At 72.5% G+C, this 26,299-nt stretch carries 25 protein-coding genes and 1 riboswitch; of the genes, 13 read left to right on the forward strand and 12 right to left on the reverse strand.

Annotation, left to right across the window (positions count from 1 at the left end):
* Positions 1-71 precede the first annotated feature (71 nt).
* From ACIO92_RS31610 to ACIO92_RS31635, 6 genes are all read left to right on the forward strand, one after another.
* Complete coding sequence (locus ACIO92_RS31610; RefSeq protein ID WP_402283830.1) at positions 72-245, forward strand: hypothetical protein; 174 nt, start codon at positions 72-74, stop codon at positions 243-245.
* Positions 242-448: a hypothetical protein gene (locus tag ACIO92_RS31615; protein ID WP_402283828.1), complete on the forward strand. Its 207-nt coding sequence runs from the start codon at positions 242-244 to the stop codon at positions 446-448. Before ACIO92_RS31610 ends, ACIO92_RS31615 begins: the two co-directional genes overlap by 4 nt.
* A 176-nt stretch (positions 449-624) precedes the next feature.
* A complete protein-coding gene (locus tag ACIO92_RS31620; protein WP_402283826.1) occupies positions 625-759 on the forward strand; it encodes an albusnodin family lasso peptide in 135 nt (44 codons plus the stop codon).
* Positions 760-839: 80 nt separating this feature from the next.
* Positions 840-2,660, forward strand: a complete 1,821-nt coding sequence (locus tag ACIO92_RS31625) for an albusnodin/ikarugamycin family macrolactam cyclase (protein ID WP_402596812.1) — start codon at positions 840-842, stop codon at positions 2,658-2,660.
* An 11-nt stretch (positions 2,661-2,671) separates the two neighbouring features.
* Positions 2,672-3,223 carry a lasso peptide biosynthesis B2 protein gene (locus ACIO92_RS31630; RefSeq protein ID WP_402283822.1) on the forward strand — a complete coding sequence of 184 codons (552 nt, stop codon included), beginning with the start codon at positions 2,672-2,674 and terminating at the stop codon, positions 3,221-3,223.
* 7 nt (positions 3,224-3,230) lie between these two features.
* A complete protein-coding gene (locus ACIO92_RS31635) occupies positions 3,231-3,797 on the forward strand; it encodes a GNAT family N-acetyltransferase (RefSeq protein WP_402283876.1) in 567 nt (188 codons plus the stop codon).
* On the opposite strand, the gene ACIO92_RS31640 is transcribed toward ACIO92_RS31635, so the two are convergent.
* The 3 genes from ACIO92_RS31640 to ACIO92_RS31650 form a co-directional block, all read right to left on the reverse strand.
* Complete coding sequence (locus ACIO92_RS31640; RefSeq protein WP_401240323.1) at positions 3,784-5,223, reverse strand: trehalose-6-phosphate synthase; 1,440 nt, start codon at positions 5,221-5,223, stop codon at positions 3,784-3,786. The two genes, ACIO92_RS31635 and ACIO92_RS31640, sit on opposite strands and share 14 nt — an antisense overlap.
* Positions 5,224-5,359: 136 nt before the next feature.
* Complete coding sequence (locus tag ACIO92_RS31645) at positions 5,360-6,892, reverse strand: hypothetical protein (protein ID WP_402283820.1); 1,533 nt, start codon at positions 6,890-6,892, stop codon at positions 5,360-5,362.
* 506 nt (positions 6,893-7,398) lie between these two features.
* The gene (locus ACIO92_RS31650) at positions 7,399-8,340 is read right to left on the reverse strand and encodes a glucosyl-3-phosphoglycerate synthase (protein ID WP_402060661.1); all 942 of its coding nucleotides are present in this window, start codon (positions 8,338-8,340) and stop codon (positions 7,399-7,401) included.
* Positions 8,341-8,489: 149 nt separating this feature from the next.
* Positions 8,490-8,636: riboswitch (SAM riboswitch) on the forward strand.
* Here ACIO92_RS31650 and thrC point away from each other — a divergent pair.
* The 4 genes from thrC to groL all read left to right on the forward strand — a co-directional run bounded on the left by thrC (position 8,630) and on the right by groL (position 13,042).
* Positions 8,630-9,940, forward strand: coding sequence for a threonine synthase (gene thrC / locus ACIO92_RS31655; RefSeq protein WP_366445495.1), 1,311 nt, complete (start codon positions 8,630-8,632; stop codon positions 9,938-9,940). (Overlaps the previous riboswitch by 7 nt.)
* 14 nt (positions 9,941-9,954) lie before the next feature.
* Complete coding sequence (locus ACIO92_RS31660) at positions 9,955-10,233, forward strand: MoaD/ThiS family protein (RefSeq protein ID WP_351794353.1); 279 nt, start codon at positions 9,955-9,957, stop codon at positions 10,231-10,233.
* Positions 10,234-10,618: 385 nt separating this feature from the next.
* Positions 10,619-10,822: a cold-shock protein gene (locus ACIO92_RS31665; protein WP_015035246.1), complete on the forward strand. Its 204-nt coding sequence runs from the start codon at positions 10,619-10,621 to the stop codon at positions 10,820-10,822.
* Positions 10,823-11,413: 591 nt separating this feature from the next.
* Positions 11,414-13,042 carry a chaperonin GroEL gene (gene groL / locus ACIO92_RS31670; protein WP_366445494.1) on the forward strand — a complete coding sequence of 543 codons (1,629 nt, stop codon included), beginning with the start codon at positions 11,414-11,416 and terminating at the stop codon, positions 13,040-13,042.
* Positions 13,043-13,168: 126 nt separating this feature from the next.
* Here the strand turns inward: groL and ACIO92_RS31675 are convergent, their stop codons facing one another.
* The 4 genes from ACIO92_RS31675 to ACIO92_RS31690 form a co-directional block, all read right to left on the reverse strand.
* Complete coding sequence (locus ACIO92_RS31675; protein ID WP_402060658.1) at positions 13,169-14,845, reverse strand: hypothetical protein; 1,677 nt, start codon at positions 14,843-14,845, stop codon at positions 13,169-13,171.
* Positions 14,835-16,487 (reverse strand): hypothetical protein, encoded by a 1,653-nt coding sequence (locus ACIO92_RS31680; protein WP_402596814.1) that lies wholly within the window; start codon positions 16,485-16,487, stop codon positions 14,835-14,837. The genes ACIO92_RS31675 and ACIO92_RS31680 overlap by 11 nt, the downstream gene beginning before the upstream one ends.
* A 193-nt stretch (positions 16,488-16,680) precedes the next feature.
* Entirely contained in the window at positions 16,681-17,004 is a 324-nt protein-coding gene (locus ACIO92_RS31685) for a deoxyxylulose-5-phosphate synthase (RefSeq protein ID WP_401240335.1), read from the reverse strand.
* Between the two features lie 161 nt (positions 17,005-17,165).
* Positions 17,166-17,930: a transporter substrate-binding domain-containing protein gene (locus tag ACIO92_RS31690; protein ID WP_366445488.1), complete on the reverse strand. Its 765-nt coding sequence runs from the start codon at positions 17,928-17,930 to the stop codon at positions 17,166-17,168.
* A 187-nt stretch (positions 17,931-18,117) separates the two neighbouring features.
* On the opposite strand from ACIO92_RS31690, the gene ACIO92_RS31695 reads away from it, so the two are divergent.
* Positions 18,118-19,617, forward strand: coding sequence for an alpha/beta hydrolase (locus ACIO92_RS31695; protein WP_366445487.1), 1,500 nt, complete (start codon positions 18,118-18,120; stop codon positions 19,615-19,617).
* A gap of 204 nt (positions 19,618-19,821) precedes the next feature.
* Here ACIO92_RS31695 and ACIO92_RS31700 read toward each other — a convergent pair whose 3' ends face one another.
* The 3 genes from ACIO92_RS31700 to ACIO92_RS31710 all read right to left on the reverse strand — a co-directional run bounded on the left by ACIO92_RS31700 (position 19,822) and on the right by ACIO92_RS31710 (position 23,351).
* Positions 19,822-21,351, reverse strand: a complete 1,530-nt coding sequence (locus tag ACIO92_RS31700) for a PTS transporter subunit EIIC (protein ID WP_402283814.1) — start codon at positions 21,349-21,351, stop codon at positions 19,822-19,824.
* A 124-nt stretch (positions 21,352-21,475) separates the two neighbouring features.
* Positions 21,476-22,414, reverse strand: coding sequence for an N-acetylmuramic acid 6-phosphate etherase (gene murQ / locus ACIO92_RS31705; RefSeq protein WP_402283812.1), 939 nt, complete (start codon positions 22,412-22,414; stop codon positions 21,476-21,478).
* 19 nt (positions 22,415-22,433) lie between these two features.
* Positions 22,434-23,351: a MurR/RpiR family transcriptional regulator gene (locus tag ACIO92_RS31710; RefSeq protein ID WP_366445484.1), complete on the reverse strand. Its 918-nt coding sequence runs from the start codon at positions 23,349-23,351 to the stop codon at positions 22,434-22,436.
* 136 nt (positions 23,352-23,487) lie between these two features.
* Between ACIO92_RS31710 and ACIO92_RS31715 the strand changes: the two genes are divergently transcribed.
* The gene (locus ACIO92_RS31715; RefSeq protein ID WP_366445483.1) at positions 23,488-23,844 is read left to right on the forward strand and encodes a hypothetical protein; all 357 of its coding nucleotides are present in this window, start codon (positions 23,488-23,490) and stop codon (positions 23,842-23,844) included.
* Between the two features lie 97 nt (positions 23,845-23,941).
* Positions 23,942-24,211 carry a DUF4031 domain-containing protein gene (locus ACIO92_RS31720; RefSeq protein WP_366445482.1) on the forward strand — a complete coding sequence of 90 codons (270 nt, stop codon included), beginning with the start codon at positions 23,942-23,944 and terminating at the stop codon, positions 24,209-24,211.
* A 258-nt stretch (positions 24,212-24,469) separates the two neighbouring features.
* On the opposite strand, the gene cpt is transcribed toward ACIO92_RS31720, so the two are convergent.
* Both cpt and ACIO92_RS31730 read right to left on the reverse strand, forming a co-directional pair.
* On the reverse strand, positions 24,470-24,994 hold the full coding sequence (gene cpt / locus ACIO92_RS31725) for a chloramphenicol phosphotransferase CPT (RefSeq protein ID WP_366445523.1): 525 nt from the start codon (positions 24,992-24,994) through the stop codon (positions 24,470-24,472).
* Between the two features lie 80 nt (positions 24,995-25,074).
* Positions 25,075-26,286 (reverse strand): Cmx/CmrA family chloramphenicol efflux MFS transporter, encoded by a 1,212-nt coding sequence (locus ACIO92_RS31730; RefSeq protein ID WP_402283874.1) that lies wholly within the window; start codon positions 26,284-26,286, stop codon positions 25,075-25,077.
* Positions 26,287-26,299 lie beyond the last annotated feature (13 nt).

Genomic DNA, 26,299 nt, shown 5'->3' on the forward strand with positions numbered 1-26,299 from the left:
TGGGTCCGATGCGCACATGTGCCGCCATCGGTCCGGACGGCCGCCGAACACCTCGACGGCAGGAGCAGACGATGGACGGCTCTCTCCCTCATCGCACGCCCGGAGCCAGCGGGCACGAGCACGGCATACCGAAGCCTGAGCACGGCGCTCCGAGCCGTGAGCTGCGGGAACGGGCGGCCAGGGGCTGGGAGCACTCTCTGCGGCGGTTCACCGACGAGTCGCCGGACCGGGAGCACGAGCGGTGAACGCCGTCGACCACGCCGGATACGAGCGGTATGAACTGCTCGGACGTCAGGTGCGGGACATCGCCTCCCGGGGCGAGGGGGAGCTCATGGCGGTCACGCACGAGGTCCACACCGACGGCCGCGTCGTGCGGGTCGCCCACATCCGGCCCCTCTCCGGAGTGGAGTGGTCGACGGCCGTGGCCAATGTCCAGGTCGCCGGATGAGGCAGAGGTCCGTCGTTCTGCTCCACGCCGTCGTCACCTGCGGCCTGGTGATCGTCCTGTCCTTCGCGGAGCTGCTCGGCGGATGACTTCCCGTTCTCCCGCTCCGTCTTCCGTCTGTGCGGTCGGTACGGGGCGGGTCGCACAAGTACCGCATCCACCAGGAGAAAGGCACTGTCATGAACGAACTGCTCCGAGAGGAAGACGTCCCGGCACCCGGGCCGGACTCGGTCGACATCGGCGACGCGATGGCTCTGACCGAGGGCCAGGGCGGCGGTCAGTCCGAGGACAAGAGGCGGGCGTACAACTGCTGACCGCTCGTCCGTGCGGTGTGCGGCACCGGCTCGACCGGTGCCGCACACCGAGAGCCCGGCCCCGACACCTGGAGGACCTCGTGACCCTCGGCGGATTCAGTACGACATCGGACGACGCACCCCGGCCGCTCGGCGCTCGGAACCCGGCCCCACCGAACACGCTGTGGTGCCTCGGGGAGACACCGGTGCGCACCGTGCCCGCTGACGATGGGCGTCCCCGCGTCCTGGTGGTCGGATGGTGCGGCGCGACAGCCGGACAGCTGCGCGGACTCTCCGGCAGGCCGGTGCCCGCCGACGTGACGTGGCGCTGGTCCGGCTCGTACGCCGTGGTCGAGGAGCGCGCGGAGTGCGTGGTGGTGCACACGGACCCGGTCGCCGCCTTCCCGCTGTACGCCACGAGGTGGGACGACGGCTGGGCATGGTCGACCTCCGCCCGTGCTCTCGCCTCCCTGACGGGGGCCGACGTCGATGTGGGCCGCGTCGCGTGCGCGATCCTGGCCCCTTCGGTTCCCGCGCTGGCAGGCGACAGGACCTTCTTCTCGGGGGTCGAGCAGCTTCCGCCCGGCAGCCGGATCGAGTTGCCCAGGAACGGGGATCAGCCCCGCCGTGCCACGACGTGGTGCCCGGAGCCGGAGAGGCACCACATGGCGCACCGGCGATTGCGCCGCGCCCTCGCGGACGCCGTGGCACTGCGGACGCGGGCGGACCCCACCCTGTCCTCGGACCTGTCCGGTGGTCTGGACTCCACCACCGTGGCCGTCCTCGCCGCGCGCTCCCTCGACGGCTCACACGTCCTCGACGCCGTGACGATCCATCCCGAAGGGCGCCTCGACGGAGCCGATCTGCGCTACGCGAGGATGGCAGCCGCCGCGTCGTCGGGCCGGATCTCTCACCACCTGCTTCCGCTGGGCGCGTCGCATCTGCCGTACGGCGGGATCACCTCGGTCTCCGCCACCGACGAGCCCGCCCCGTCGACCCTCACCCAGGCCCGGCTCCTGGGTCAGTTCCGCTGGATGACGCGCGAACTCGGGACCAGGACGCATCTGACCGGCGACGGCGGGGACAGCGTGCTGTTCCTTCCTCCGGCACAACTGTGTGACCTCATGCGTGCCGGGCGGTGGGGTCGGGCCCTGCGCGAGGCGCACGGTTGGGCTCGCCTGCGCCGCACCCCGGTCGTACCCCTGCTGCGTGGCGCCGTCGCGATGACCCGTACCGGCCGACCGGACGCTCTGGCCGACCTCGCCCGGTGCTTCTCGCGGGGGAGAACAGCGAGTCACGACCGGGAGAACGTCCGCTGGTTCACGGCGCCGCCGATTCCTTCATGGGCGGAACCCGTCGCCCTCGGCCATGTCGCCGGAGCAGCCGCGCAGGCCGCCGCCTTCGACCCTTTGCCGGGGCTCGACGCCTCCGTCCACACCCTTGTGGACGAGATCCGGGAAGTCGCACGAACCGCGAGGGCCGATGCGGAACTCGCGAAGTCCTGTGGCATCGACCTCCACAATCCCTTCCTGGATCCGTCCGTGGCCGACGCGGTGCTGCGTGACCCCTTGGAGCACCGACCTCCCGTCCACGGATACAAACCGCTCCTCGTACGGGCCGTCGGCGACCTGCTGCCACCCGCTGTGGCCTCGCGCACCACGAAGGGGAGCTTCGAGGCCGACCACTTCACCGGGATGCGGACTCATCTGGACGACCTTCAGGGGCTCGGTGACGGCTACCTGGCGTCCCTGGGCCTCCTCGACCCCACCCGCTTCCGCCGGCACCTCCGGTATGCCGCAGCCGGTGTCCCGATGCCGCTCGCCACCCTCGAACAGGCGCTCATGGCGGAGGCGTGGCTGCACGCCCACCATCGTGACCCGGCTCCGGCCTGGGGCGTCGACCTGCCCGGGAGGTCCACGTGAGGGAGGGGGCCGTGGACTTCGGGCACGTCCTGGTGACCATCGACTACGGCACCGGTCGTGTCCGCTGCGAGGTGCCGGGGCGGAGTCCGCACCCCGTCGTCGTACCCGCCGCCAGCTGGGGCAGCGCTGAGCATCCCGCCGGAATCGAACGCCCCTGTGGGCCCTGGCGACTCTCTGCCGCCGTCGCCCTCGCGGGGGTCTTCGCGGTCGAGAGGGCGGGAAGCGGGGCGACCGCGATGCACCGGGTGACGACCTTGATCCGGGCCGCGACGGCGGCAGGCCGCCGCCCCGCCACGCCGGGCCAGGCCAGAGCGGCCGTGGCTGCCGCGCGCCGTGCGGCCTGGCTGTCGCCCGGCCGGGCAGCCTGCCTGGAAGAGTCCGCCACGGCCGTGCTGTTGCTCGCCTCCCGGGGCTTGTCGGTCACGTGGTGCCACGGTGTCGCGCCGGACCCTGTCCGGCTGCACGCATGGGTCCAGACTGAGGGCGGCGACCTCGTGGCCGAACCCGATTCGACCCGCGCCTACACCCCCGTTCTCATGATCGGAGACCATCGTGACCACTGACCCGATCCTGTGGCTCAAGGACGGCAGCTGCGGACTGGGACCCTTCCGGCCAGACCTCGTCGAGACCTACTGGCGGTGGGAACAGGATCCGGCCCTGCTCGTGGGCTACGGGCGGCAGGCACCCGAATCGCTGGCGAGCCGTACCGAGGGAATGGCCCACCAACTCAGGGGTGAGAACATCCGCTTCACCGTCTACGACCTCGGTGACGGCCGGCCCGTTCCCGTCGGGGTCGCCACGCTCCTCCCCGATCACCAGGTGCGCACCGCCGAGTACGTCGTCATGCTCGCCCCGGAGGCGCGCGGGCGGGGTCTGGGGAGCGCGGCCACCCTGCTCGTGCTCGACTACGCGTTCCACGTCGTCAATCTGCGCATGGTCTGGCTGAAGGTGCTGGCCCCCCACGCGGGGGCCGTCAAGGCGTACGAGCGGGCAGGGTTCCGGCTCGCCGGGACCCTGCGGGAAGCGGGGTACTGGCTCGGCCAGATCTGTGACGAGCTGGTCATGGACACCCTGGCACGGGACTTCGCCGGGGTCTCCGGTGTGCGGGGGCTTGTCGAGGGGGTCAGCGTTCCGTGAGAGACGTCAGTTGGGAGAGGAACCACTGTTGTGGGGGGAGGGCCGTGGCCGCCGCTCTGAGGTGTTTCGTGCGGGTGGCGCGTTCCTCGGGGGGCATCGTCAGGGCCCGGTGGAGGGCCTCGGCGGTTTCCGTGACGTCGTAGGGGTTCACCGTCAGGGCGTGGTCCCGTAGTTCCTGGTGGGCGCCCGCTCCCGTCGACAGGACCAGGGCGCAGCCCTCCTCCGCGACGAGCGGTATCTCCTTGGCCACCAGGTTCATGCCGTCGCGCACCGGGTTCACCAGGGCCACGTCCGCCAGGCGGTACGCGGCCAGGGAGCGGGTGAAGTCGTCCTCGACGGAGACCAGGACCGGCCGCCAGTCCGCCGTGCCGAACTCCGCGTCGATCTCCGCCGCCAGTTCGGTGACCGAGGCGGTGTACGCGCGGTAGACCTCCAGGTCCTGCCGGGAGGGGTACGCGGAGGCCAGGTGGACGACCCGGCCGCGCCACTCGGGGTGGACGGTGAGCAGTTCCCGGTAGGCGAGCAGCCCGCGCAGGATGTTCTTGGACAGCTCCGTGCGGTCGACCCGGACGATGGTCCTGCGGTCGCCGACCTCGGCCCGCAGCGCGGCCAGCCGTTCGTCGACCTCGGGCCGGTGGGCCAGGGCCAGCAGGTCCTCGCCGTCCACGCCCAGGGGGTACGTCTTGATCCAGGTGGTGCGCTTCGGGCCGCCGATCCTGCGGTGGTCCACCCAGCGGCGGGGGTCGCCGCTCGGGAAGAAGGCGTCGGCCAGCCCGGTCTCGTCGTCCAGGGAGGCGCATCCCATGAAGTTCTGCGCCCAGGCCCAGGTGTGGAAGCCGAGTTCGTCGGCGCCGAGCATTCCCCACAGCAGCTCGGCGCGGATGTCCGAGGGCAGCATCGCGAAGTACGAGGGATCGGCCCACGGCGTGTGGGTGAAGTGGGAGATCCGCAGGTCGGGGCGGAGTTCCCGGAGCAGTCCCGGGACGAGCGCCAGGTGGTAGTCCTGGACGAGGACGGCCGCGCCCTCGTCGGCACCGGCCGCGAGGGCCTCCGCGAAGGCACGGTTGTAGGCGCGGTAGGACTCCCAGCGGCGGCGGAACCCGGCGTCGAAGACGGGCTCGCGCGGGACGTCGTACAGATGGTGGTGGACGAACCACAGCACCGAGTTCGCGATGCCGTTGTACGCGTCGGTGTAGACGGACGGATCGATGTCCAGCATCCGTACGCCCGGCTCCCCGACCCCTCGCCGGACGGCCTCCCGGTCGCCCTCGCCGAGCGCCGCGCACACCCACAGACTGTCCTGGGCGGACACGGCGCTCAGACCGGAGACCAGGCCGCCGCCGCCCCTGCGGGCGTCGAGTCCGCCGTCCTCGCCGAGCGCGTACGAGACGGGGCCCCGGTTGGATGCCACAAGCACAGTAGCCATGGGGCGAACCTAGCCCGTCCCGTAAACGCTCAAACGTACGGATACCAGACGGGGTGATCCGGCCACGGAGGGTTCTCGCCGATGAGGCGGCGGGACCCGGCTTCCTCCTTCGTCACCGAGGCCCCCCCGGGCCTCCTCAGCTGTCGCGTCGGCCGCGCAGGGCCGCCTTCGCCACCAGGCCCGTCGCCGCGAGGGCCAGGCCGAGGGCGCCGAGCAGCCACAGCCGCTCGCCGTGGCCGCCGGTCGCGGCCATCGAACCCGCGTTCCCGCGCGGTCCGGGGGCCGGGGGAGCGGGGGAGGCGGGTCCCGCCGCCGCCGGGGGCGCCGGGGTGGCGTTCTTGGCGTCCCCGGTGTCCGGCCGGGCCGGGGCCGTCCGGGTGGGGAGCGCCCGTGGCGGGGCCGCCCTGGTCGGGGCCGGGCGCGTCAGCGCCGGGGCCGTCGCGCACGCCGGGTCCCCGCTGCCCGGTCCGCAGTTCGAGCGGGGCGTTCCCGACGTGACGGCGGAGCGCAGCCGCCCGTCCCCCTCCGGCCGGTCCTTGATCCGCACCGAGTATGTGACGGTCGCGGTCCTTCCGGCGGGAAGGGCGCCGGAGAAGGCGGTGCCGCGCTCCGTGTACGTCACCGTGCCCAGGTCCGTACGGGCGTCCCGGCGGTGGTCGGCGTCGTCGAGGACGCCCGTCAGGTCGTCGGAGAACCGGACGGCCGGGAGGTCGGCCGGGCCGGTGTTCCGCGCGGTGACGGTGTACGTGAGGACCTCCCCCGGCCGTACCGCGCGCGGGCTCGCCGTCCTGGTGATCTCCAGGTCCGGCACCGGTACGGAGAACGCGAGCCCGGCCGGTACGAAGGTGTCGCCCCGGGTGGCGAAGGACAGCTCGGCGGAGGTCGCGCCCTGCGGGACGGCCCCGTCGGGCAGCACGAACTCCTTGGCCTCGACCCCGAGGCTGTCGGCCGGGCGGGGGTCGAGGGCGCCGTCGCTCCCGCCGACGAAGAAGTTGTCGGTCTCCCCGGTACGGCCCTCGGGGACGGTCCTGCCGTCGACGCGGAAGACGTCCCCGGGGGCGTTCCGGTCGCCGTCGAAGGCGACGACGCCCGCCCGCACCGGTCCCGCCGCCCGCCGGAAGCCGTCCACGGTGACCGTGGTGGCGGGGGAGTCGGGCCGCTGGACGACGTGCCCGCCGTACACGGAGACCGTCCGCCGTACCGGGGCGAGTTCCGGGACCGGGCCGGGGAAGCGGTGGACCACGGTCAGGGACCAGCCCGCCGCGCAGCCCTTGCCGTCCGCCGCCCAGACGTTCCCGACCGTCACGCGCGCGTCCGTCCCGGAGACGCCCGCGAAGGCGGCGGTCACGTCCGACCCGCCGGTGTAGAAGTGCGCCCCCGCGCTGTCCGCCGGGTCCGCGGTCATGCTGTCGATCGAGACCGGGACCGTCGGGCCCGAGCCGATCCGGAGCACCGGGGCGGTCGTCGCCGGGGTGCCGGGCGAGGGGGTGACGTCCGCGCCCGCGAGGTCGCAGCGCCTCAGGTCGGCCCCGCCGGGGCCCCGGTGCGTGCCGTCGTTCCCGCCCCAGAAGAGCCCGGCGTACGCGACCTCCGCGCCCGCCGGGATGCGCACGTGGCCGGAGCTGGAGCCGAAGCCGGGCGAGATGCCCGCCGCGTCGGTCCGCCGCATCACGAAGGCGTCGCCGCCGTCGGGACCCTGCCCGCGCGCGGCGGTCGCACAGCGGGCGGCGGGGTCCTCGGGGCCGACAGGGCTGATGGGGCTTGTAGAGCTTGTGCGACCAGTGGTGGCAGTGGGGTTTGCGTGGCCAGTGGTGGCAGTGGGGCTTGTGTGATCAGTGCGGCCAGTGCGACTGGTAGGGCCTTCCGGGGAAGCAGGGCCGTGAGGGGTCGCCGATGCCCCCGGGCCGCCGGAGGCCCCGGGGCCTCCAGGGCCCGCCGGGGCCCCGGACGCGGCCGGGCAGTCCATGACCGTGTTGCCGAGCGTCGTGAAGTCGCCGTACAGCGAGGCCCCGTACCGCTTGCCGAAGGGCTCGACCACGTCCGCGGCGGCCCGTCCCGCCGCCGTGGAGGCGAGCGAGCCCGCCGTCAGCCCGATGACCGCGAGCACCCGGCCCAGGTGGTGGTGTCTGAAGCGCATGAAAGCGCAATGTATGCAAAACACATCATCATGGGGCGTTACGCCACGCGACGGCTCGCGTACTCCGTGATTTCCACCATCGGCGGTCGCTCCTCCGTGTCCACCGCGTACGTCCGGGGCTCGAAGCCCTCCGCTCCCCGCTCGAACTGCGTCAGCCGGGGCCGCACCAGATGCCCCCGCGAGAGCCGCAGCTGCGCCGTCCGGTAGATCGCCGCCGCCATCCGGCCCAGCGCCTGCCCGTCCTGGTGCCGGTGCTTGCGCACCCCCACGTCCACCTGCGCGAGCGCGTCCAGGCCCACCGTGTGCAGGGCGTCCACGAGCAGCCCCAGCTCCACTCCGTAACCGACCGGGAAGGGCAGCCGTTCGAGGAGCGAGCGCCGGGCCGCGTACTCCCCGCCCAGCGGCTGTACGAAACCGGCGAGCGCGGGCCAGTGCAGGTTCAGCAGCGGCCGCGCCACCAGCTCCGTCACCCGGCCGCCCTGCCCGGGGGCGTCACCCAGCGGACGGTCGTACATCGCCTTCACGAAGGACACCTCGGGATCGGTGAGCAGCGGGCCCACGATCCCCGTCACGAAGTCCGCCGAGAAGTCCCGCAGATCCGCGTCCACGAAGCAGACCACGTCCCCGCTCGTCACCATCAGTGACCGCCACAGGACCTCGCCCTTGCCCGGTACGGCCGGTATCCGGGGCAGCACCGCGTCCCGGGCGACGACCCGCGCCCCGGCCGCCGCCGCCACCTCCGCCGTGCGGTCGGTGGAACCCGAGTCGATCACCACCAGTTCGTCCACCAGCGGTACCGCCTCCGACATCAGCTCGCGCCGGATCACGGAGACGATCTCCCCGACCGTGGCCTCCTCGTTCAGCGCGGGCAGCACCACGCTGACCCGTGTCGAGCGCTTGGCGGCGAGGACCTGATCCAGCGGCCGGTCCGCCAGGGACCAGGACCGCCGGTCCAGCCAACGCTCCACCTCTTCCAGCACGTGATCTCCATCTCGCGGTACGGACGGCCGGTCCAAGCGTCCGGGCCTTCGGTTACAGTCTTGAACAACGCGGATGCCCGATGCACGTCGGGGTGCCGCCCGCGTCGGAGCGCAGGAACGAAAGTCCAGCGCGCTTCACAATCGAATACCGCTCATCCAGAGGGGCAGAGGGAAACGGCCCGTTGAAGCCCCGGCAACCCTCCAGTCGGTTCGTCTCGTCCTCCATCGAGGCCCCCGGCTCGGGAAGGTGCCAAATCCGTCTCATGGCGAAAAATTCGTCATGGGAAAGATGAGGAGAAAGGGCCTCCCCTCCATGGCTGTACAGACCGTCACCCCCGCCACCACCGTCGACCTCGGTCCCGCTTCCGGGCTCTCCTGTCGGGAATGCGGCGAAGTCTTCGCACTCGGCCCGATCTTCGCCTGCGAGCTGTGTTTCGGACCGCTCGAAGTGGCGTACGACCTGCCCGTCGGTGACCCCGAGGCACTGCGCAAGCAGATCGAGTCCGGCCCCGCCAACATCTGGCGCTACGCCCCTCTGCTGCCCGTCCCCGCCGACGTCGCCGACAAGCCCAACCTGAACCCCGGCTGGACCAAGCTCGTCCAGGCCGACAACCTCGCCCGCGAGATCGGCGTCGCCCCCGGCAAGCTCTTCGTCAAGGACGACTCGGGCAACCCGACCCACTCCTTCAAGGACCGGGTCGTCGCCCAGGCCATCGAAGCGGCCCGCGCCTTCGGCTTCACCACCCTCTCCTGCTCCTCCACGGGCAACCTGGCCGGGGCCGTCGGCGCCGCCGCCGCCCGCGCGGGCTTCCGCTCCTGCGTGTTCATCCCGCACGACCTGGAGCAGGGCAAGGTCGTCATGGCCGCCGTGTACGGCGGTGAACTCGTCGCCATCGAGGGCAACTACGACGACGTCAACCGCTTCTGCTCGGAGCTCATCGGCGACCCGCTCGGCGAGGGCTGGGGCTTCGTCAACGTCAACCTCCGCCCGTACTACGGCGAGGGCTCCAAGACGCTGGCGTACGAGATCTGCGAGCAGCTCGGCTGGGTCATCCCCGACCAGCTCGTCATCCCGATCGCCTCCGGCTCCCAGCTCACGAAGATCGACAAGGGGCTCCAGGAGCTCATCAAGCTGGGCCTCGTCGAGGACAAGCCGTACAAGATCTTCGGCGCCCAGGCCGAGGGCTGCTCCCCGGTCTCCGCCGCCTTCAAGGCCGGTCACGACGTGGTCCGCCCGCAGAAGCCGAACACGATCGCCAAGTCGCTCGCCATCGGCAACCCGGCCGACGGCCCCTACGTCCTCGACATCGCCCGCCGCACCGGCGGCGCCGTGGAGGACGTGAACGACGAGCAGGTGGTGGACGCGATCAGGCTCCTCGCCCGCACCGAGGGCGTCTTCGCCGAGACCGCGGGCGGGGTGACCGTCGGCGTCACGCGCAAGCTCGTCGAGAACGGGCTCATCGACCCGAACCTCACCACGGTCGTCCTCAACACCGGTGACGGGCTCAAGACCCTGGACGCGGTGGCCGACACCTCCCAGGCGACCACCACCATCCGCCCGAGCCTGGACGCGTTCCGCGACGCCGGCCTGGCCCTCTGAAAGGTCACGAAGACATGGCTGTGAACGTCCGCATCCCCACCATCCTCCGCACCTACACGGGCGGGCTCTCCGAGGTCCAGGCCGAGGGCGGGACCCTCGCCGAGGTCATCGCGGACCTGGAGAAGAACCACACGGGCATCGCCGCCCGCGTCCTGGACGACCAGGGCAAGCTGCGCCGCTTCGTCAACGTCTACGTGAACGACGACGACGTGCGCTTCGAGCAGGGCCTGGAGACCGCCACCCCGGCGGGCGCGGGCGTCTCGATCATCCCGGCCGTCGCCGGCGGCTGCTGATCCCCATCTCTCTCGAATTGCCCCTTCCGCGACAATAAGCGGAAGGGGCAATTCTATATGGTTGAGCGCGGTAGAGTTGGGGAAGTCCCCTCCGCTGCTCATGCCGGACGCATATGAGAATGCGTCCCTGCGCGACAAGAAGCAGCCAAAGTGTGTGCGCATTGTGTACCTTCTGCGCGCTTTGCCGGGCCCGAGTTGCCCCGTAAGTCAGGGGAATATCCCCAATTCTTCTTTCAGCCGCGCCCAGAATTCCCGCTCGAATGACCTGTTGCAGAGGGCAGTTGGACAGATACATTCAGCCGCGGTCGACGCGTTCCGGCGCAGGGTCTGACCCGGGTCCGTGAAGTGCGGGCCCGCGCAAGGGCCAGTAATAGGGGAGTTAGGCATGGCTCAGGGCACCGTCAAGTGGTTCAACGCGGAGAAGGGCTACGGCTTCATCGCGGTCGACGGTGGTGCGGATGTATTCGTCCACTACAGCGCGATCCAGATGGATGGCTACCGCAGTCTCGAAGAAGGACAGCGAGTCGAGTTCGAGATCTCGCAGGGCCAGAAGGGTCCGCAGGCGGACATGGTCAAGCTCGCCGTCTGAGCACGGCGCGATCGGCCACTGACGCAACGCCGTCGAGGGGGCCGCATCCCTGAAAAGGGATGCGGCCCCCTCAGGCGTCTCCGGACACCTGCCCGCCCGCGCTCCCGCCCGGCGCCCCGGGCAACCCGCCCCCTCGCCGGGCGTTCCCGCGGCCGGGCGGCCAGGCGGCCAGGCGGTCAGGCGGTCGGGCGGCCAGGCAGCCACGCAGCCCGTGCACCCCGTACGCCCCTCACGACTCGCGCGCCTCCGCTTCGGGGCTCCCGCCGCTCGCCGCTCGCCCGTTTCCCCTCTTCCCGCGCCCCTCGCGTACTCCCGCACGCCCTTCCGGGGGCCCCTCGCGCACCCCTTCCGCGCCCCTTCCGCGCCTCTTCCCCCATGTCCCGATCATCGAGAGTCGCTTGCACTCTCCTAGGTCGAGTGCTAATCATTGGCGTTAGCACTCGGTAGGTGAGAGTGCTTACGAGGATCGGGCAGACGAGGTCGCCGTCCGGGTGGGGCAAGGAACCACGCGGAGCAGCGGAGGCCGTCCGTCGCGGGCGTCGGCGCGGTCCTGGAGCGTTATCCACCCCATGTCCGGGAGGACCACTTCACATGGCCAAGATCATCGCGTTCGACGAGGAGGCCCGGCGCGGTCTCGAGCGCGGCATGAACCAGCTCGCTGACGCCGTCAAGGTCACCCTCGGCCCCAAGGGCCGCAACGTCGTCCTCGAGAAGAAGTGGGGCGCCCCCACGATCACCAACGATGGTGTCTCCATCGCCAAGGAGATCGAGCTCGAGGACCCGTACGAGAAGATCGGCGCCGAGCTGGTCAAGGAAGTCGCCAAGAAGACGGACGACGTCGCCGGCGACGGTACGACCACCGCCACCGTCCTCGCCCAGGCGCTCGTCCGCGAGGGCCTGCGCAACGTGGCCGCCGGTGCCAACCCGATGGCCCTCAAGCGCGGTATCGAGAAGGCCGTCGAGGCCGTCTCGGGCGCCCTGCTCGAGCAGGCGAAGGATGTCGAGACCAAGGAGCAGATCGCTTCCACGGCCTCCATCTCCGCCGCCGACACCCAGATCGGCGAGCTCATCGCCGAGGCGATGGACAAGGTCGGCAAGGAAGGCGTCATCACCGTCGAGGAGTCCCAGACCTTCGGTCTGGAGCTGGAGCTCACCGAGGGTATGCGCTTCGACAAGGGCTACATCTCGGCGTACTTCGCCACCGACATGGAGCGCATGGAGTCGTCCCTCGACGACCCGTACCTCCTGATCGTCAACTCCAAGATCTCCTCCGTGAAGGACCTGCTCCCGCTCCTGGAGAAGGTCATGCAGTCGGGCAAGCCGCTGCTGATCATCGCCGAGGACGTCGAGGGCGAGGCCCTGTCGACCCTGGTCGTCAACAAGATCCGCGGCACCTTCAAGTCCGTCGCGGTCAAGGCTCCGGGCTTCGGCGACCGCCGCAAGGCGATGCTGAACGACATCGCCATCCTCACCGGCGGCACGGTCATCTCCGAGGAGGTCGGCCTCAAGCTGGAGAACGCGGGCCTCGACCTGCTGGGCCGCGCCCGCAAGGTCGTCATCACCAAGGACGAGACCACCATCGTCGACGGTGCCGGTGACAGCGACCAGGTCGCCGGCCGGGTGAACCAGATCCGCGCCGAGATCGAGAACAGCGACTCGGACTACGACCGCGAGAAGCTCCAGGAGCGCCTGGCGAAGCTGGCCGGCGGCGTGGCCGTCATCAAGGCCGGTGCCGCGACCGAGGTCGAGCTCAAGGAGCGCAAGCACCGCATCGAGGACGCCGTTCGCAACGCGAAGGCGGCCGTCGAGGAGGGCATCGTCGCCGGTGGCGGTGTGGCCCTGCTCCAGGCTTCCTCGGTCTTCGAGAAGCTCGAGGCCGACCTCGCGGGCGACGAGGCCACGGGTGCGAACATCGTGAAGCTGGCCCTTGAGGCCCCGCTGAAGCAGATCGCGGTCAACGCCGGTCTTGAGGGCGGCGTCGTGGCGGAGAAGGTCCGCAACCTGCCCGTCGGTCACGGTCTGAACGCCGCGACCAACGAGTACGTCGACCTCATCGCCGCGGGCATCATCGACCCGGCGAAGGTGACGCGCTCCGCGCTGCAGAACGCCGCGTCGATCGCCGCGCTGTTCCTCACCACCGAGGCCGTCATCGCCGACAAGCCGGAGAAGGCGTCCGCGCCCGCCGGTGGCGGTATGCCGGGCGGCGACATGGACTTCTGATCCTCCGGGATCGGTGGTTCGTCGCTGACGCGAAGAACGGAACGAGGGCGGCACCCCAGTGGGGGTGCCGCCCTCGGGCGTTCCGCCCGCCGCTCGTGGAGCGGCGGGCGTCCGTGTGAGCGGGTGTCAGCGCACGTCGACGTAGTCGGCCCACGGGACCGGCGCGTGGAAGTGCGTGGCGTCCCCGTAGTACCGCAGGCGCCAGGAGCCGTCGACGGTCGCCTTGGCGCGGAGCGAGATCCTGCCGTTGGCGGCGGACCGGCCGGTGGCGACCTGACGCCAGGCCGTGGAGCCCTTCGCCTGGAACTGCAGGACCGCGGTCCCGTTCCCGTACGCCCGCCAGGCGCCGCTCACATGGTGCTGGAGCGTGCCCGTCGCGGTGACGAGTGCGCCCTTGCGGACCGGCTCGGGACCGGCGTCCGCGCCGATGATCCGGGCCTCGGTCCGGGCGAGGCGGAAGACTCCGCTGACGGCCTCGGTGAAGACGTCCGACTGCGGGTGCCGCAGCCGGTAGTAGCCGCTCCTGCTGGTGGCCTTGACGGTCGTGGCGTTGTGGTTGTCGGCCCAGGCGGTGGCGACCTTCCGCCAGCCGGTCCGGCCGTCGGGCGAGACCTCCAGGTAGACCGCCTGGGTGTCGAAGAAGGCCTGGGGGTCGTAGACGGCGCGGAGCGTGCCCGTCGCGGTGACCCTGCCCTCGTTCGTCAGGACGCGCGAGCCCACCAGGATCTTGGCCTCCTGGGGGTGCGCGAGCGGTCCGGCGACGGTGGTGGTGAACCTCTGGTACGGGTCGACCGGTTCGACCGACCAGCCCACGGCGCGCTGCCCCGGAAGGGCGGGGATCCTCCCGGTGAAGCGTCCGTCCGCGTCGGTGGTCACGACCTTGGAGAAGGCCGTGGTGGCGCTGCTGCCCCAGTTGGGGCCGACCCGGACCTGCTGGCCCGCGAGGGGCGCGCCCTCGTTCTGGGGGTCGGTCATCCGGCCGGTGACGACGGCTTCCTGGCCGGGGAGGACCCTGGTCCGGTCGACGCGCGCGGTCACGTCCACGGAGCGGGAGCGCCAGGTGTGGGCGCCGCGGTCGAACGAGAGCTTCCCGTGCACCTCGTCGCTGTTCTCGGAGAAGGAGACCCGGAACGTGTCGCCGGGCCGGACGTCGGCGTACGCCTCGCCGGTGAACGCGCCCGTCTCCGAGGTGACGGGCGACTGCGCCGGGGTCTCCACGGGGGTGGTCCGCCGGATGTCGACCGCGCGGCCGGTGAGGGGCACGGAGTCGCCGGAGCCGGGCTGGACGCCGGTCAGGGTCCCGGAGGGGACGGTGCTGCGGTCGTCCCAGCCGGGCGGGGAGAGGCTGAACCCCAGCTGCGGCCTGAGCGTGAAGTCGAGGACTCCCGCGTCGGTGCGGGTGTGGCGGTTGCCCCGCGAGTCGACGGCGGTGACGTCGATGGCGTACCGGCCGAGGGAGGGCAGCGTGCCGCCGTCCTCGGTCAGCTTCAGCGGCGCGTACGACAGCCCGAACCGGCCCTTGTCCCACGAGAACTCGGGGACCACGGGGACCTCGACGACGGTGTCGCCCCTGCGCAGGGTCGCGGAGAGCCCGGTGACGGTGGTGCCGGGGGTGTCGGTCCAGGCGTTCACCCGGAAGGAGCCGCGCTGGTCGTCCTCGGTGACGGCGGGGCCGATGCCGATCGGGGACGGGGCGGCGGCGGCCGTCACCGGGGCGGCGGCGCCGAGGAGGAGGCCCGCGGCGAGGGTGGTGGTGAGGGTCGCGGCGAGCGGGGCGAAGGCCCTGCGGCGGTCAGCGCGCATCGATGTACTTCTCCTTCGTCTCGCTGTAGAACCAGCCGTTCGCGGACTGCTTCACCATGGCCCAGGTGCCGTCGCCGTAGTTGGTGGCGCGGAAGCTGAAGGAGCCGTTGGCGCCGGTGGTGACGTTCCGGGTCACCCAGTACCACTCGTACTCGCCCTTGGGCTTGAACACGAGCGTCACCTTGGCGCCCTTGAGGGGCTTCCAGACACCGCCGGTCTGCTGCTGGAGCGTGCCCGAGACGGTCATCTTGGAGTTCACCGAGGGCCGGGCCGGGGTGATGGAGAAGGCCGAGAAGCGGGTCGGGACGCGGCCCAGCCGGACGCTGCCGGTGGTCTTGCCGACGGCTCGGTCCGTCTCGTAGTGGTGCAGCCGGTAGAGGGCGTTGACGTAGGCGCCCGAGGTGATCTCGAAGGGGCAGTAGCCGTCGGTGCCGCCCTGCGCCTTGGTGTTGGCCAGGTTGCGCCAGGTGCGGCCGTTGTCCACGGACGCCTGGAGGTGGACGGACTCGTCCCAGCAGCCGTACGTGTTCGTCATCCGGCCGGTGGCCGAGATCCTGCCGTACTCGTCCAGGGTGATGCGCCAGTTGGTGAACGAGACCGGCTGGGGGACGGCGATGCCCCCCTGGTCGAAGGCGGTGGCCGCGTAGTACACCGAGGGCGCCAGGTACGTGTAGACCTGGGTGGTCGAGGTGGCGCGCGCCGGGAAGGAGAAGGTGCCGTTGGCCGCCGAGATGCCCCGGCCCATGACCCCGTGGGTCGTCAGGGAGTGGTACGGCGGCTCGGAGGAGCCGCTGACGAGGGGCGCGCCCGCGTACGGCTTCCAGCCGTCCTCGGTCAGCCGTTCGACGCGGCCGGTGACGGTGACGTTCGTGTTCACCGGGACGCGCCACTTGTTGAGGTTCGCGTAGAGCCGGTAGGTGGTCTTCTCCACGTCGACCTCGGGGACGGCCGAGGGCCGGGCGGCGACCGTGTCCGCGGAGGCCGGGACGACGGTCGCGGTACCGCGCCTGATCGCCGCGTTCGGGGTGAAGGGCAGTGAGAAGGTGCCGTCGGCGCCGGTGGTGGCCCGGCCCTTCAGGACCTTCCAGCTGTCGGAGTAGGTGTCGAGGGCGACCTCGACCGTGGTGCCGGCCGGGGCGGGTGTCACCGCGCCGCTGACCGGGTCCCAGGTGGTGGCCGTCCCGGACAGGACGACCTTCCGCTCGGTGAGGCTGGTGGTCCTGCGGTCGAAGGAGAGCCGGGAGACCCCGCTGTGCCGCTTGTGCTCGTACGTGCCGCCGGTCCACCGCTGGACGGTGCCGCCGGACTGCCGGTACTCGACGAGCACCGGGTACGTCCCGTAGGGGGTGCCCTCGGGGAGCCGTGGCGCGGTGGCGCTGGTCTGTCCGTAGGGCAGGCCCGCGTCGGAGTCGGTCCCGCGGTGGGCGAAGTCGTCGGTCGTGGCGAGGACGGCGGCGCCGGGCGCGGTGGAGGCCAGCACGCTGGCCTTGATCCACAGCGGGAGGCCGCTGATCCGGACGCCGATCCTGGCGTCGTCGGTGGTGAAGGTGCCGGACACGTCGGCCGCGTAGACGGCCGGGGCGTGGACGACGGCGGGCGTGATGACGCCCGCCGAGAGTGCGAAGACGGCTGCGGCACGCACGAAGGCGCGCGGAAGCCTGCGCTGGGAGCGCGGCAAAGGGGACCCCCCACAGGTCGTGATGGCGGCATCGCCGTGAACCCGGCGGCCGCGTGGCAGAACTGTAGCGCTGACGTGTTGAACGTGTTCACTTGGTGGACGCGAGTGCCGGAAGTGCCGGAAGCGTCCCCTTGGGAAGGGCCGGGCCGCGGGCCGTTCACGCCCCCTTGAGCAGGGCCTTGGCGATCGGTTCCCCGGTGCGGCGGGCCCGCGCGAGGCCGGCCTTCACCTCGGAGAGGGTACGGGGCCGGTAACCGGGCCCGCCGCAGCAGGACTTGTGGAAGCGGATGCCCGAGTGGAGCACGACCGAGAGGGCCCGCCAGGCGGAGACGTCACGGCGCCTGGGCGCCGCGAAGGCGGAGCCCGCGTGGATGAGGGCACGCGCGCAGCGCGGACACCGCCGCTCGCGCTCCGGACCGTACGTCTGCTTGTACGAGGCGCGGCACGGCAGACAGACGTACGAGGTCTTGGCGTGGCCCATGGGGCCAGAGTAGGAGGCCGGGCCGGGGGAGGCCCGCGATTTTCTGGTGGGGGCGGTGGGGCTGGTGGGTGCGGGGCCCCGGGCCGGGCCCCGGGTCGGGCCCCGGGTCGGGCCCCGGGCCGGGGCGGGCGCGGTCGGGCCGGGGTGCCAGCGCCCCGAGGTCACGCCGGGGGTGCCAGCAGCGCCGGGTCCTGGCCCGCGCGCCGGAGGGCTTCCGCCACGAAGCCGTTCGCCTTCAGTTCCTCGACGGTGGCGCGGAGGAACGCGACCGTCCCCGGCGCGCGGCCGGTCGTCGTACCGACCGCCTGCCGGATCTCCATGAACCGGTCCTCGATCATCCGCACGTCGGGGTTCTCCCGTACGTACGCGGTGACCGGCTGGCGGATGCCCGCGCCCGCCTCCAGGCCCTCGGAGCGGAACACGTCCACCCCCTCGTCCCCGCGCACCACCGTGGCGTGCGCCAGCGACCGGGACAGGAACAGGTCGTACGCGGAGCCCCGCTTGACCCCGATCCGCACGCCCGCCGCGTCCACGTCCGCCGCCGAGCCGAGGGCCGAGTCCTCGGGCACGACGTACACCCCCTCGATGACCACGTAGGGGGCGGTGAACGCGACCTCCTTCTCCCGCGCCGGGTCCACCGCGAGGAAGCACAGGTCCGCGCGGCCGTCCGCCATCGCCTCGAACGACTTGCGCGCCGCGTCGAAGCACAGCAGCTCCACCGGCACTCCGAGCCGCGCCCCGATCTCCCGCGCCAGGTCCACGGTGATCCCGGACGGGTCCTCGGGGGTGCCCTGGGCCAGTACGGGGTTCCCCAGGTTGACCGAGGCCCGGAGGGTCCCGGTGGGCGCGAGGTCGGCGGCGAGCTCCGTGGTGCGGTCGGTCGAGCGGGCGGTCGAGCGGTCGGCGGTGCGGTCGGGGTTCGTCATGGGGAGGGAGTCTAGGCAAGGCCCCGCCGGGCCCTCGGGGGCGACGCTCCGCCGTCCGCCGGGGCGACGCCCCGCCGGGCCGCCGGGCTTCGTTCCAACGGGCCTCGCTCGTAAGGGGGTTGTCCCCACCTTCCGTCCTCCCGGCTGCCGGATGGGGTGGCGCCGGTCCGTTCGGGAGGGTGGGGGCATGACAATTCGTCGTGGGCGTCGTGCCCTTCTCCTCGGTCTCTCCCTCGCCGTCCTCGGCGGCGGTCTCCTCGCGGGCGGGGGCGCCGCTCCCGCCTCCGCCGCCTCGCTCGACTGGGGCGACTGCGACCCCGCCGTGAAGCCCCTGCCCCGGCAGCGGTGCGCGTCGCTCCTCGTCCCCCTCGACCACGCCGACCCCGACGGGCCGCAGATCCGGCTCGCCGTGTCCCGGCTGGCCGCCGAAGGGCCCCGGGCGCGGCGCGGAACCCTGATGACCATTCCCGGCGGGCCCGGCGGCTCCGGGGTGCAGCGGCTCGCGCAGAAGGGCGCCGCCCTCGCGGCGGAGACCGGCGGTGCCTATGACCTGGTGGCCTTCGACCCGCGCGGCACCGGCGGTTCCGCGAAGGCGTCCTGCGGGCTCGCCGAGGACGACCGGTGGCTGGTGACCCTGAGGCCCTGGCCCGCCGCCGACGGGGGCGTCGACGAGAACGCCGCCCGGTCGAAGCGGATCGCCGGAGCCTGCGCCCGTGACGGCGGGGCGATGCTGCGCGGGCTGACCACCGCCAACCAGGTCCGTGACATGGAACGGCTCCGGCAGGCGCTCGGCGAGCGGAAGCTGTCGGCGTGGAGCACCTCGTACGGGGCGTACGTGGCGGCGTCGTACGCCGAGAAGTACCCCGGGCGCACCGACCGCTGGGTCCTCGACAGCAGTGGGGACCCCGATCCGAGCCGGGTGGCCCGGGGCTGGCTGGAGGGCGTGGCGTCGGGCGTCGAGGACCGTTTCCCTGACTTCGCGGCCTGGGCCGCCCACCCCGACCGTGCCGCCGACCGCCTGCGGCTCGCCGAACGGGCCGGGGACGTGAGGCCGTTGGTCCTCGCTCTGGCGTCCCGGCTGGACCGGGAGCCGCGCCCTTCGGCCACCCCGGGTGTGCCGCTGACGGGTACCGTGCTGCGCCAGGCGCTCCAGCAGGCGCTCAACTCCGATGCGGCTTTCCCCGCCTTCGCCCGGCTGGTGGCGGACGCGCTCGACCCGGCGGGCGTACCGGTGCTGCCCCAGGAACTGGCCGCTCCGCTGCCCGACGAGGCCGCCGCGACCACCATGGCCGTGATCTGCAACGACGTCGACTGGCCCCGGGAGTCCCCGGCGGCGTACGCGCGGGCCGTCGCCGCCGACCGGCTGCGTCACCCGCTGATGGCGGGGATGCCCGTGAACGTCACCCCGTGCGCGTACTGGAAGGGCGGCGCCGTGGAGGAGCCCGTACGGATCACCGACCGGGGGCCGTCGAACATTCTGATGATCCAGAACCTGCGGGACCCCGCCACCCCGCACGCCGCCGGTCTGCGGATGCGGGCCGCCCTCGGGCAGCGGGCGCGGCTCGTCTCCGTCGACCGGGGCGGGCACGGGGCCTACCTCGGCAACGGCAACGCGTGCGGCGACCGTGCGGTGACCCGCTTCCTGACCGAGGGCGTACGGCCCCGGACGGACACCCTCTGCCGGTGACGGGGGAGGGGCGGCCGTGACGGGCCCTTACGGGCTGGCCCTTGATGAGTGGGCCCCAGGGGGCAGCCCTTACGCCGGGCCCCAGGGATCGCCCCTACGGGTGGGGCCGAGGCATCGGCCCCCTACGGGCCGGGCGTACGCCGGAGGGCCCGGCCGGAGTGCCTTCCGGCCGGGCCCTCCGCGGAGGTCGCGGGCTGTGCCCGCTCAGACCTTGGCGGGTTCGGGTCGCGCGGTGGGCGACGGGTCCTCGCCCACCGCCGCCGTCACGGCGTCCGGAGCCGTGGCCCCGGCCGTCTCCGCGGCCTTCTCCGTGTCCACGTTGAACTCCTCCAGGAGCTCCCTGCTGAAGCCCCAGAAGTAGGTGGCGACGAATCCGGCCAGATAGCCGACGAGCAGACCGCCGCCGTAGATAGCGATCGTGGAGCCCAGGCCGTTGTTGCCGTCGAGGAGCGGGAAGAGCGCCCAGCCGGACGGGCCGATCGCGGTCGAGCCGACCTTGTCGCCCAACATGCTGAACAGCCCGATGAAGCCGCCGCCGAAGGCGCCGCCGACGCAGGCGGTGATGAACGGGCGGCCCAGCGGGAGCGAGACACCGTAGATCAGGGGCTCGCCGACGCCCAGGAAACCGGCCGGGAGCGCGGACTTGATGGTGCGGCGGATGGAGCCGTTGCGGGGGAGCTTGAGGTAGACGGCCATGGCCGCGCCGACCTGGCCCGCGCCCGCCATCGCGAGGATGGGGAGGAGGACCGTGTAGCCCTGCTGCTCGATGAGGGTGGTGTGGATCGGGATGAGCGCCTGGTGCAGGCCCAGCATCACCAGCGGCAGGAAGAGCCCGCCGAGGAGGAGTCCGGCTCCGGCGCCCGCGTTCGTGAGGAGCCAGTCGGCGGCCTCGCCGATGGCGGTGGAGATCTCACCGGCCACGAACATCAGGCCGAAGATGGTGACGAGACCGGAGATCAGCACGGTGAGGGTCGGGGTGACCAGGACGTCCAGGGACTCCGGCACCCAGCGGCGGCACCACTTCTCCACGTACACGGCGAGGACCGCGGCGCCGAGCGCGCCGAGGACACCGCCCTGGCCGGGCGAGAGCGTCTGCCCGAAGGCGTCGATCTTGGCGACGCCGGGGAAGACGATGATCGCGGCGACCGCGCCGCCGAGGATCGCCGTACCGCCGAACTCCTTGGCCGTGTTGTAGCCGACGAAGACCGCGATGAGCGCCATGAAGCCGCTGGCCATCGCCGCGAGCGCGGGGGTGACGCCGGGCAGCCAGCCGAGGTTGACGAGCAGGCCGTTGAGACCGGCGATGATGCCGCAGCCGATGAGGGCGGGGATCAGCGGGACGAAGATGTTCGCGATCCGGCGCAGGAACAGCTTGAACGGGGTCGCGTTCTTCTGCTTCCTGGCCTCCTTCAGGGCCGCTCCCTGGGCCGCCAGTTCCTCCGCGCCGGGGGAGCCCGAGGGCTCGGGCTCCGGGGCGGCGGCGATCAGGGCCTCGAACTCCGGAGTCACCCGGGCGACGGTCCCCGGCCCCAGGACGATCTGGTAAGTGTCGTCCTCCACCACGCCCATCACGGCGGGCAGCGCCTTGAGGGCGTCGTCCTGGACGAGGGAGCGGTCCCGCAGGCCCAGCCGGAGGCGGGTCATGCAGTGGGCCACGGAGGTGATGTTCCCGGTGCCGCCGACGAGGGGGAGGATCGCGGCGGCTGTGGCGCGGTTCTTGTCGTCTTTGCTCATGGTGCGGTGGTGCCTTGCTGTGAGGGGGGTCTCGCTGGTCCTGGTGGTGCGGGGGCCTGGTGTGGGGGCGGGCGACGGGAGGCCGGTACCGGTCGGCCGGTGTGGGGGTCGGCCGGGCGGGCGGTCAGACGGTGGCGGGGCCGGTCGCGTGCAGCGCTGCGCGCAGGTGGCCCCGGGAGACGGTCAGCCGGTCGGCGGCCGTGGGGGCGTCGACATCGGCGAGGATCATCAGGATCGCGGTCTTCACCTCCCCGTCGGCGGCGGTGAGGGCGGTCTCGATCTGCTCGTCCGGCGCGCCGGTGGCCAGGGCGACGATCCGCCGCGAGCGGGCCCGGAGCTTCTCGTTGGAGGCGCGGACGTCGACCATGAGGTTCCCGTAGGTCTTGCCGAGCCGGATCATGGTGATCGTCGAGATCATGTTGAGGACGAGCTTCTGGGCGGTGCCCGCCTTCAGCCGGGTGGAGCCGGTGAGCAGCTCGGGACCGGGGACGACCTCGATGCCGTGCTCGGCGGCGGCGGCGAGCGCGCTGTCCGCGTTGCAGGAGAGGCCGATGGTGAGCGCCCCGGCGGCGCGGGCGTGCTCGACGGCGCCGATGGCGTACGGGGTGCGGCCGGAGGCGGAGATGCCGACGACGGTGTCGTCGGGGGTGATGCCGAGCGCGGTGAGGTCGGCGGCGGCGAGCTCCTTGGAGTCCTCGGCGCCTTCGACGGCCTTGACCATGGCGGACGGGCCGCCCGCGATGAGGCCGACGACCTGGGCGGGGTCGGTGTTGAAGGTGGGCGGGCATTCGCTGGCGTCGAGGACGCCGAGGCGGCCCGCGGTGCCCGCGCCCATGTAGACGAGCCGGCCGCCCCGGGCCATGCGCTCGGCGGTGGCGTCGATCGCGGCGGCGATGGCGGGCAGCTGCCGGGCGACGGCGGCGGGGACGGTGGCGTCCTCGCCGTTCATGATCGCGGCGATGTCGGCGGTGGGCAGCTGGTCGATCTCGGCGAGTTCGGGGCGGAAGGCCTCGGTGGTCAGGGTGGCGAGCTGGGCGCGCAGTTCGGAGTACGTGGTGGACATGGGGCGGCTCTTTCGGGTTTCAGCGGGTGCGGGGTGAGTGCCGGTGGGCGAGGGCTTCGTACGAGGCGGCGAGGGCAGGGGCCGCCGTCTCGTACGTACGCTGGGTGACACAGGTGAACAGGCAGTCCACGACCAGGAGTTGGCTGGTGCGGGACGACATGGCCGCGGGGCGGAGTTCGCTCTCGCGGGCGGTCGAGGTGGTCAGTACGTGGTCGGCGTACTGGGTGACGGGGCCGTCGGGGCGGCCGGTGACGGCGACGGTGGTGGCGCCGTGGTCGAAGGCGACCCGGAGCGGTTCTATGACGTCGCCGGTCGAGCCGGAGTGGGTGATGGCGATGGCGACGTCCCCGGAGCGCAGCTGCACGGCGTTGGTGACGGCGAGGTGGGGGTCGCTGTGGGCGTGGGCGACGAGGCCGATGCGCAGGAGCTTCTGGGCGAGGTCCTGGGCGACGAGGCCGGAGGCGCCGACGCCGTAGATGTCGACGCGGCGGGCGGCGGCGAGGGCGGTGACGGCGGCGCCGAGCTGGACGGTGTCGAGTCCGGCGGCGGTGTCGGCGAGGGTCTGCTGCTCGTCGTAGGCGAGTTTGGCGACGACGTCGGCGATCGGGTCGTCCACGGCGATGTCGGCGGTGACGGCGGGCGCGCGGCCGGACTGCTGCTGGGCGGCGAGTCCGGCGAGGGCGAGCCGCAGGTCGCGGTAGCCGGGGTAGCCGAGGAGGCGGGCGGTGCGGACGACGGTCGCCTCGCTGGTGCCGGTCAGTTCGGCGAGGCCGGTGACCGTGAGCGCGGCGCAGCCCGCCGGGTCTCCGGCGACGGCCTCGGCCACCCGCTGCATGGAGCGGGTCATGGAGGGCGCGAGGGTCCGCACCTTGGCCGCGAGGGCGGCGGGAGCGGGCGGCGCGTCGCTCGTGAAACTTTCCTTCACGTCATTGGTCACATCTGAAAGATACTTTCGGCCGGGTGGCGCGGACAAGACCCCGACGGTCCCGGATGAAGGGGGGACCTAGGTCCCTTCCCGGCCCCTCCCCGGTCCTTCCCCGTACGGATTCCCGGCGGCGGGTGACAATGAACCCATGGACGACATCGACACCGTGGAGCAGGCGCTCCACGCCGCCCGCGCACTGGTACTGGCCGATCTGGCGGCCCGGGACGTCGCCGCGGCCGAGGTGGTGTCGATGGTGGAGGACGCCGTGACCCATCGGCGCTGGTGGGTCGAGCAGTGGCCGGAAGGGGTCGAGTACGTCGCCGGGCTGGTCGCGCAGGACGTCCAGGACGCCCTCCTCGAACGGTACGGACGCTGGCCGCTCTGCCCGGTCTGCGCCTCCGGCGACCCGCACGCCCTGGACGTGGAACCCGAACTGGGTCCGGACCCGCACTGGGTCTGCGCGAAGCAGGGCGTGGTGGTGGCCCCGGTGGGCGGCCTGAGGTGACGGCGGGCGGGGCCGGACCGGGGACGAAGGCGGTCCGGCGCGACGGCCGGGGCCGGAGGCGGACCGGAACGACGAGCGGCACGGAAGGCGGCTCCGTATGACCCTCTACATCGACCCACCGACCTGGCCGGGCCACGGACGCATGTGGTCGCACCTGGTCAGCGACGTCTCCTTCGAGGAGCTGCACGCCTTCGCCGCCCTGATCGGCGCCCCGCCCCGCGCCTTCGAGCGGGACCACTACGACATCCCGTCCGACCGGTACGCGGACGCGGTGACGGCGGGCGCGGTGGAGGTCGGCTCCAAGGAACTGCTCCACCGCCTGACGACGGCGGGCCTGCGCCGGCCGAAGGGACGCCCGGCGGGCTGAGCCCGTGACCGGTGCCGGGGGGCCGGGGATGTGAGGGTCCGGCGGTGGGGGGACGGGCCGAGGCATGGCCCGTACAGGTTCACCCGTAAGAGTCATGCCGTAGGGATCGACCCGTAGGGATCGACCTGTAGGGATCCGCCCGTACGGGTCGGGGCCGTACGAGTCAGGGCCGTAAGCGCGCTGCCCCTTACGGGTCCGGCCTCTCGCGGTTCCTGTCCCTTACGGGGCCGATGCCCGACGGCTTCGGCCCCGTACGGGTCAGCCGAGGCGGGCGGCGATGGCGCGGGCGCAGGTGAGGGCTTCGGTGCGGGTGGTGTCGACCTCGACGTCGTAGTGGACGCCCCGGTGGACGAGATCGGCCTGCTGGGCGGCCATGCCCGGGACCCGGTCGCCCCGGGCGGTCTCGCGTCCGGTGGCGACGGCGGGGTCGCAGCGGACCCCGGCCCAGAGGACGTCCAGGTCGCCGAGGACGGCCCGCCACCGCTTCTGGGAGTCGGCGGCGCCGAGGAACACGTCGTCGACGACGACCCGGGCTCCGGCGCGGACGGTCGAGGCGATCCCGTGCGCCCAGGCGGCTTCGAGCTCCTGGAAGGCCGCCCCGACCGCGATCCCGCCGTCCGCGCCGAAGACGATCCCGGAGTCGTCGGCGTTCCGTATCGACGGGGGCAGGGAGTCGACGAACGCGTCGATCCCGAACACCAGCCACGGCTCGGGGAGCACGGTCTGGAGGCACCGTGCGATCCCGGACTTCCCGGAGCTGGAACCGCCGTTGAGGATGATCATCCGCGTCGCCACCGGGCCACCTTAGACGTACGGCCGGGGGGCGGACAGCCGGTTCCGGGAGGATCGGCGGGCCGGGGCGGTCAGTGGGCCGGGGAGGTCTCGTCGGTGGTGCGGCTCTCGCTCCGGGCGATCACCCGGCCGGGGGCCGCCGGGCGGTTCAGCCGCAGCGAGAGGATGACGGCGCCCAGGCCCACGGCGGTCATCGCGGCGCCCGCCCAGGCGGTGGAGGCGTAGCCGAGGTCCGCGTCGATGACCGTGCCGCCGAGCCAGGGGCCGCCGGTGTTGCCGAGGTTGAAGGCGGCGGTGGTGGTGGCGCCCGCGAGGGTGGGGGCGGCCCCGGCGACGTTGAACATGCGGGCGTTGAGGGCGGGCGCGGTGTAGAAGGCGGAGACGCCGAGGAGGAAGGTCAGCACGACGGTGGCGACCGGGCTGGACGCGAGGAGGGCCAGCGCGGCCAGGAAGACGGTGGAGGCGGTGATGCCGGTGAGGAGGACGCCGAAGAGATGGGCGTCGGCGACCCGGCCGCCGATCGTGGTGCCGATGACGGCGCCGATGCCGAAGAGGCCGAGGACCCCGGAGACCCAGCCGTCGTCGAGCCCGGAGACGTCGGTGAGCAGCGGGGCGAGGTAGGAGAAGGCGCAGAAGACGCCGCCCGCGGCGAGTGCGGTGATCACGATCGAGAGCAGGACCTGCCGGTCGCGGTAGATGGCGACCTCCTGCTTGAGGCGGGGCCTGGTCGCGGGGAGCGGGATGTGCGGGATGCGGGTGGCCACGCCGACGAGGGCGACGGCGGAGGCCAGACCGACGGCCCAGAAGGCGGAGCGCCAGCCGAGGTGCTCGCCGAGGAAGGCACCGGCGGGGACGCCGAGGACGTTCGCGATGGAGAGTCCGCCGATCATGACGGCCATGGCGCGGGCGCGGGAGCCGACCGGCACCATCGCGATGGCGACGGCGGCGCCGAGCGCCCAGAATCCGGCGCAGGCGAGGGCGCTCACGATCCGCGAGGCGAAGAGGACGGCGTAGTTGGGGGCGAGCGCGCCCGCGACCTGGCCGAGCCCGAAGACCGCGATGAGGGCGATCAGGGTGGCCTTGCGGGGGAGCCGGAGGGTGGCGACGGCGAGCAGCGGAGCGCCGACGACCATGCCGATCGCGAAGGCCGATATGAGGAGTCCGGCGCGGGGGATGGAGACGTCCATGTCCTCCGCGATGGGCGGGAGGAGCCCGGAGAGCATGAACTCGCTCGTCCCGAGCGCGAAGACGGACAGCCCGAGGACGTAGACGGCGAGGGGCATACGGGCAGCGGCC

Source organism: Streptomyces sp. NPDC087215, from assembly GCF_044744885.1.
In the GTDB taxonomy this organism is placed as follows: domain Bacteria; phylum Actinomycetota; class Actinomycetes; order Streptomycetales; family Streptomycetaceae; genus Streptomyces.